General features: G+C 37.4%; 1 protein-coding gene and 1 pseudogene. One reads left to right on the top strand and one right to left on the bottom strand.

Features of this window, described 5'->3' with window-relative positions:
• A partial coding sequence (locus KH893_RS11085) for a fructosamine kinase family protein (RefSeq protein WP_281166182.1) occupies positions 1 to 606 on the top strand: 606 nt, incomplete at its 5' end.
• Here KH893_RS11085 and KH893_RS11080 read toward each other — a convergent pair.
• Positions 593 to 876 (bottom strand): annotated as a pseudogene (locus tag KH893_RS11080) (SAM-dependent methyltransferase); the annotation flags it as partial. The gene KH893_RS11085 and the pseudogene KH893_RS11080 overlap by 14 nt on opposite strands.

Here is an 876-nt window from a genome sequence, read left to right as displayed (position 1 = left end):
TTATTAGAGTATTTAAACGCGACTAATTATGGTAACCAATATTCCCTTGGCCAGGACTTGGCAAAGATTCATTCAATTACGAGTCCTAACCGGCAGTTTGGTTTTGGCAAGGATTTTAAAGCTGGGAAAACCAGCAAAATCAATACTTGGCAATCTAGTTGGAATGATTTTTTTGTTAAGCAGCGTTTAAATGTTTTGCGCGGTCTACTTGTTAATGAAGGCAAGTGGAATGATGATCAAAACTATGAAAAAGCGATTGAAATTTTTCAATCGCTAATGGAGAAACGCGATAGCCAACCGAGCCTGCTTCACGGAGATTTTTGGTCGGGCAATTTTATGTTCGATGCTGATAGTGGTCAGCCGATATTTATCGACCCGGATGTTTATTATGGTGATCCGGAATTCGATATTGGAATTACAACAGTTTTCGGTGGCTTTAATCAAGACTTTTATGCTGGCTATCAGGATATTAGACCATTTCAAGCCGGTGTTGAAAAACGTTTGATGTTTTACCAACTTTATTATTTAATGGTTCATGCGCATTTGTTTGCCGGTTCTTATATTCAGGCTTATCGCGGAAAACTTGCACAGATTATTCAACAATAAAAACCTGGTCATTTATCAGATCAAATCTTGACCAATTTTTATTTAAATTTTCTGGCAATGATAATTCAGCCTGTTTCCAGAATTTTTTTGAATTAGTGGCGCCGTTTTTTTCGCCAATCATAATCAATTGGCCGCCACGATCAAAAAATTTGTTGACGCGCAGATAATTTAAGATTAGCCAGTCACAATTAGAATGTTGAGCCGACCAGGCCAATAGAACAACGTCGGGATATTTTAAATAGTATTCAATCGCTGCAGTTTCTTCCATTT

The sequence above is a fragment of the Liquorilactobacillus sicerae genome (assembly GCF_029916425.1).
Taxonomy (GTDB): domain Bacteria; phylum Bacillota; class Bacilli; order Lactobacillales; family Lactobacillaceae; genus Liquorilactobacillus; species Liquorilactobacillus sicerae.
This window is presented reverse-complemented; position numbering and strand designations above follow the sequence as displayed.